The sequence below is a fragment of the Nocardia higoensis genome, from assembly GCF_015477835.1.
Classification (GTDB): Bacteria; Actinomycetota; Actinomycetes; order Mycobacteriales; family Mycobacteriaceae; genus Nocardia; species Nocardia higoensis_A.
In genome coordinates this window covers 1-5,511 of the sequence record NZ_JADLQN010000019.1, presented here as the reverse complement: position 1 = coordinate 5,511, position 5,511 = coordinate 1, and the positions used below count along the sequence as shown (strand labels likewise).

Below are 5,511 nucleotides of genomic sequence, written 5' to 3'. Positions count from 1 at the left end.
GCCGTCAGCGGGATGGTCAGGGGGTCGGTGCGCACTGCCCGCACGGTGATCCGGCCGGGGGCGGTCCGGGTGACGGCTACGCGCTCGACACCCCAGTGATCGGCCAGGTGCTCCGCCGCCTTGCGGAATTGGTCTGCGCCGATGCCCGGCACGGTGCGGAACTCCACGGTCACGCCGTAGCGGTCCGTGGTCAGTCGGCGGATGCGCGGTGTGCGGTATCTCCTGGCGTCCTGGGCGCGCTGGCGTCCCGCCACCATGTCGGCGGCAGTCGGGCGGTCGTCACGCAGCGCCAGGCCCAGATAGCGGGCGGTACGGGGCCAAGTGCGGCGGATGCGTGCCGCATCCCGGTGCGCCTGGCGCTCGTCGGGGTCGGTCAGGTGCCAATAGCGGGCGCCGTAGCCGTACGCCTGCGCGGTGAGGTAGGCGCTGGCGGTCGCGGCCGTGCTCGATACAGCGAGGAATTCGGGGATCATGGTGTGTGTCTCCGGGTCTGTGAGAGGGCTGGAGATGCGAGAGGCCCGACCAATGTGCCGTTGGTCGGGCCTCGCTTTCTAGGTGCTGCCGCACCCTTCCCTCAGCGGGAAGGGCTTGCCTCCGAAATCGTTGGGGGACTTGATCATTCGGCGGTTTTCTCGGTGTCGAGCACGATGCTCAAGGACTCGTGCAAGACGTGAGCGTCGGCCGGGGTGAGGTAGACGGTGATCCCGCCAAGAGACACCGCGACCGAGACAGCCCCGGCGACCCAGCGCGCCTGAATGGATTCGGGCCTGAAGTAGACGGGCGGGATGGTGGCGAACGACTCGGTGGGTGCGGGCATGGCGATCACTCCCCGGCCTTGGTGGTGCGGGCGTTGGCCGGAACAGCGGTGCTGCGGATGCTGTCGGCCCGGTACCAGACCGTGCCACCGGAGAGGCGTTCGCGGCCGGTGCGCTCGTCCTTGCGCACTTCCGGGGGGACCACGCCGACGATGAAGCCGACCAGCTGCACGGGGGTGAACGAGGCCAGGTCCGCGCCGGGGTCGGTGTGCGCCGCGACGTTGACCTTGATGACCTCATGGGAAGCGTTGCCGCGCATGTCCCGGAATCCGGCGACGCACTGGACTTCCCACTTCGGCAGACCGTCGACGGTGCGGTCCTGCTCCCCGTCCTTGCCGAACACCATGCGGGGAGCGCTGGAGAGGAAAGCGACCGCGGTGAACGTGGCGGCCTGGTCGATGACGAACGTCTGAGGCATGAGGGGGTCTCCGCTCTAGAGTGTAGAAAGTCGAGATACGACTACTCCACACTCTAGAAAGTAGACCGACATGACGCAACCACCAGATGAGCTGGCGCAGTGGGTAGAGACGTTGGCCGGTCAGCTCCAAACGATCGCGAAGCGGCTACGGGCACACAGCAAACCGGGCACGGACCAGCCGGTAGATGAGTGGCTTGCCCCGCTCCTGACCGACTTCTCCCACACACAGGGCCTGGCCCGGCAGGCCGAGCACGTGCTCTCCGCGTACGCCATCCGGGGCGGCATCATGGGCGCCGCACGGGTCGCCCGGCTGACCGGGGTCACGATCTCCGCCGCGACGGGCCGGGCCGCGAGCAAGGTCACCCGGGACGCCTGGGGCCATGCGTTCGGTGAGAAGGGGTGAACGATGAGCGACGAACACGACGCGCTCTCCGGCCCGGAGTTGCCGTGGTTCCTGGTGGGCCAGGGCTACAGTGCTGCCGACGCCGCCGCGATCGTCCGCGCGCTCTCCGATGACGGGGTACGGCTGGACTCACACAGCGTTCGGGCATGGCTCGGACAGCACGGTGATAAGTGGTCCCGAACGGTCTGACCCCCGATAACGTTCACTTATCGGAGGTCAGAATTCGGACATTCCACCCGGTCGGGGGGTCGGGGTCCACCACGCCCGGGACGGTTGAACCGCCGCGACTCTTCCGGCTCTCGTGCCTTCTCCCCCTCACAGATTCGGGGACGGACATAGCACGGCCACAGGCACACTCTCCCACGCAGGCCCGACGACACCGGTAGTCGCTGTCGCTGCCGACGCAGTTCACTGCGACCGCTCCAGTGATGCGACTGGGACAACCTCCGGGACACGCACTTCCGGGACACGTGTTCGGTAGTGGTCGGGTGTCCTCTCCCCCGATGCCGTAATCGTCCGGTCCGCTCCCGGCCACGCAAGGGCGCTGCGCGTCGCTGCGCGATTGACACCCTTGCCTGTCCACTCGCCGGCCCTGGGGCGGCATGTATCGGGGAAGCGGCCAGGCTGGGCATGAACGCGCGGGGTGGGGCGGTGTCCCCTGACCCTCTCCGCTTCGCCTCCCGGGCATAGGCGGTGTCCTCCCCCGGCTGCTCCCCCCCGGGTGCCGGCCACCCACAGGGAGGCCACCACGGGGGTAAGGGGTCGCTCTCTTCCGGCCAGGCCCGAGAGGACACCGCGCGGTAACTCTCTCGCTCCCCGCTCAGAATTCGGGGGCCAGGGGGACCACACCGGCCCGGCCTGGCCCGTGCACCTACGGGGAGGGCGCTACCCAGTGCGACGAGTCCAGAGATTCGGGGAGACCAGGAAACATCGACCCCCCGGTCCCTGACTCACCGAGGCAGTCAGGACGGTTTTTTTCTCCCCGACGAATTCGGCCGGCCGAATCCCTGGGGGGTGACTCTCCCCCTGATCTGTGCTGCGCGGTCAGCATCGCGGGCCCTGGGATGCGTACGCATAGCCCCCGTTTTTTCCTCTGCCCAGACGGAGCCACTTGAGCGAGTGGAAACCACAAAGGGCAGGAAACGCGAACCGACCCGTTCGACGCACTGGGTACGACGTACGGGCCGGTCAGATGGCGGTTACGCGGAGAGGTCCACGGCGCCGGGCGTTTCCCACTCGTCCGGGGTGTACAGCCCGGACAGCCCGATCCGATGCCGGGTGAGCACCATGATCAAGCCCTGCCATCCCAGGAGTTCGACGGCTGCCAGCGCATCGGCCACCACATCGGGGTGCTCGCGCAAGCGGGCCCACAGCGATCGACTCAGGACAGCGACGAGTTCTCCGCCCACGTCTTCAGCGGCAATCTCTTCATCGGTGAGTTCCTTCTCATTCGGCAGGATGAGCGCACGCAGGCCCCGGGACCACCGGATAGCGCTGCGGCCCTTGGTGGCGTGCTCGTACTCCCACCACAGCTCCAGATCATCGGCCAGGGCGTTTTCGCCGAAATCGCTCAGAATCTCGAACGGCGACCGTGATCCGCTGCGGCCCTTCTTCAGGTCAGCGCGCGCGATCTCGTTGCCGAGTCCCTTGTCCTGCACCTTGGCGACGTAGGCGGCCAGGCCGACGCCGCTGTCGTCGAGCTGCACGGCGTCGAGCCGGAATCGGTACGGGGTGAGGCCGGTAGGCCATCCCTGCCGGGCCAGGCCCTGTGCCCATGCCGCGTCCAACGATTGCCACAGGGCGAACACTGCCGGGGTGTCCAACGGCTGACTCAGCAACACGACGATGTGCGCGTGCGGATGCCAACCGTTATCGCCGTGGGTACATTCCACGGCCTTGATCGTGCCGACGATGCCGTAGCGCTCCCTGGCGGTCTTCCAGGCCCGGGAGTTCGTGACGTAGCGCCAGGCTTTCGCCACCACATCGAATGTCACCAGGAGTTCGTCCCCGTGCTCGTGCGACAGGGTGGCCGTGGCGAAGAGTGCGGACCCGCCCGTGCCGAAGTGGTTGGCGACGCCGCGGGCGATCTCGTCTCCCCGGCGCAAGCGAATCTTGGCGGAGCAGACCGGGCACAGCCAGATACGGCCGCATGTTTCGATGCCACCGAATCCGGCCAGTGCCATGCCCTCTCCGGTGATGGACCGCTTGACGGTCACGCCCTGGCCGAGTGAGGACCATCCGCACGCCTTGCACCGGTCGATCGTGGTGACCTCACGGAGCAAGTGCCGCAAGCGGTAGCGGACTTTCCGCACACTCGAATACGTGCTCTGATCAGGGCTGTTTGCAAACTTTGCGGTATACCGAGAATGTGCGGCCGTCACGTCGGTCGGAGAGGGCCCCGGGACGGGCAGACCCGGCAGAGCCGGGCCACCCCGCCCCGTTCCTCCTGCGTCCCGCCCGTCACGGTGCGGGGTGGTCCCGCCCCGGGGCCCGCACCCGGCCTTGCTCGACGTGCTGGCGCGTCGTCGGCATTGCTCGCTGCACCAGCGCCGGGGTCGCCCTTTCGAGGCGCGCGGAAAGGTCGTTCCGCATCCGTTACATGTCCATGTGGCAACCGGCGACCCGGTGTGACCTGCTGTTGCTACCATTCGTCCTCGTCTCGATCGCAAGGGACACCCGCCTGGCCCGTGACTCATTGGCGTGATGTGGGGGCGCAGGCGGTTCAGACATTCGGGAGGGGTCGGGCGGCGTTGCTGTCCCGGCCCCTCCTTTGTGATCTAGGTGGGCACCGTACTGTCAGTCGCCGACGCGACCAGGGGACTCGCCGGGCACTTCCGTTGTGTGCCAGGCAATAGCGGTCCGGTGCGCCTGGCCTTCCGTGAGCCCGGGAAGCACGTCGGGGCGGGCGGTGAGATGGGCGCCGCGTTCCACGGCTGCCGCTGCGGTGAGCGGGGAGCAATACGGGGTTCGGATGCGTAGGAACCCTTCTCGTCCGCCTGCGGTCACGGTGGCTACGCCTACGTACGCCTCCCCGACGTACTGCGACGGGTGTGCCTCCGGGTGCTGGCGGATGTCCTCTCCGAGTGCCGCGACGGCCGCCGCGTCCGACCGGGTGGCGAAGCAGACAGCCCCGGTCAGTACGTCCCTGATCTGGGTGGGAATGGCGTCGCCCGTGCCTTTCTGGGTGGCCGGGATGACCAGCACGCCGACGCTGCGGCCCTTCTTCGCCAGGTCTTCGACCAACAGCACGTTTTCAGCGGCCAGGGCGTTTCGTTCCTTGAGCCGCTTGTCTCCGCCGTCCCTGATCTGCTGGAAGTAGGTGTGGCACTCGTCCACGATCACGATCACCAGCGGCCAGGCAGGCGACGGGCCGACATCCCAGAGGTTCGGGGTGCCAAGTGTCGGCCGGATGGTGCCGGACCGGATGCGACGCAACGCGGAGATTTGGTGAAGCAGCGTGTTCGCCTGGCCGAGGTCGTCTCCGGTGACGGCCGCACACCGATCGGCTACGTCGTAGTAGTCGCCGTCGAGGCCCGTGCTGGTCTTGCCGTCGAGAACAACGAATTGCACTTCGGGGCACTCGGCGTAGTGCGCGATCAGGCCCAGGAGAAGCGAGGTCTTGCCGCTGCCGGGGATGCCGTAGACGCCGTAGCCGGACACGCCACGGAAGCGCAGGCCCCGGACCTCTCCGTGCTCATCGATGCCCAGCGGGAAGAACGCAGGGTCCACCGGCCCGCGTGGTGTCGAGGCCGTCAGCGGGATGGTCAGGGGGTCGGTGCGCACTGCCCGCACGGTGATCCGGCCGGGGGCGGTCCGGGTGACGGCTACGCGCTCGACACCCCAGTGATCGGCCAGGTGCTCCGCCGCCTTGCGGA

The 5,511-nt window shown here is 68.0% G+C and carries 7 protein-coding genes; 2 read left to right on the top strand and 5 right to left on the bottom strand.

All coding sequences use genetic code 11. The annotated features are described in order from the left end of the window. The 3 genes from IU449_RS28650 to IU449_RS28640 form a co-directional block, all read right to left on the bottom strand. Positions 1 to 473 (bottom strand): hypothetical protein (locus tag IU449_RS28650; RefSeq protein ID WP_228805864.1); only part of this gene is annotated, 473 nt, incomplete at its 3' end. Between the two features lie 143 nt (positions 474 to 616). Further along, positions 617 to 817: a hypothetical protein gene (locus IU449_RS28645; protein ID WP_195005305.1), complete on the bottom strand. Its 201-nt coding sequence runs from the start codon at positions 815 to 817 to the stop codon at positions 617 to 619. Between the two features lie 5 nt (positions 818 to 822). Then, positions 823 to 1,233, bottom strand: a complete 411-nt coding sequence (locus IU449_RS28640; RefSeq protein ID WP_195005304.1) for a hypothetical protein — start codon at positions 1,231 to 1,233, stop codon at positions 823 to 825. 70 nt (positions 1,234 to 1,303) lie between these two features. Here IU449_RS28640 and IU449_RS28635 point away from each other — a divergent pair, with 70 nt between their 5' ends. Both IU449_RS28635 and IU449_RS28630 read left to right on the top strand, forming a co-directional pair. Beyond that, positions 1,304 to 1,636 (top strand): hypothetical protein, encoded by a 333-nt coding sequence (locus tag IU449_RS28635; protein WP_195005303.1) that lies wholly within the window; start codon positions 1,304 to 1,306, stop codon positions 1,634 to 1,636. 3 nt (positions 1,637 to 1,639) lie between these two features. Continuing rightward, positions 1,640 to 1,825, top strand: coding sequence for a hypothetical protein (locus IU449_RS28630; protein WP_195005302.1), 186 nt, complete (start codon positions 1,640 to 1,642; stop codon positions 1,823 to 1,825). Positions 1,826 to 2,835: 1,010 nt separating this feature from the next. Here IU449_RS28630 and IU449_RS28625 read toward each other — a convergent pair. Continuing rightward, positions 2,836 to 3,852 (bottom strand): protein rep, encoded by a 1,017-nt coding sequence (locus IU449_RS28625; RefSeq protein WP_195005301.1) that lies wholly within the window; start codon positions 3,850 to 3,852, stop codon positions 2,836 to 2,838. 580 nt (positions 3,853 to 4,432) lie between these two features. After that, the coding region (locus IU449_RS28620; protein ID WP_195005300.1) for a cell division protein FtsK at positions 4,433 to 5,511 on the bottom strand (1,079 nt) is incomplete at its 5' end.

What these genes read in the sequence shown, in the direction of transcription:
- IU449_RS28645 (WP_195005305.1), bottom strand. Translation starts at nt 817, where the DNA reads ATGCCCGCACCCACCGAGTCGTTCGCCACCATCCCGCCCGTCTACTTC.
- IU449_RS28640 (WP_195005304.1), bottom strand. Translation starts at nt 1,233, where the DNA reads ATGCCTCAGACGTTCGTCATCGACCAGGCCGCCACGTTCACCGCGGTC.
- IU449_RS28635 (WP_195005303.1), top strand. Translation starts at nt 1,304, where the DNA reads ATGACGCAACCACCAGATGAGCTGGCGCAGTGGGTAGAGACGTTGGCC.
- IU449_RS28630 (WP_195005302.1), top strand. Translation starts at nt 1,640, where the DNA reads ATGAGCGACGAACACGACGCGCTCTCCGGCCCGGAGTTGCCGTGGTTC.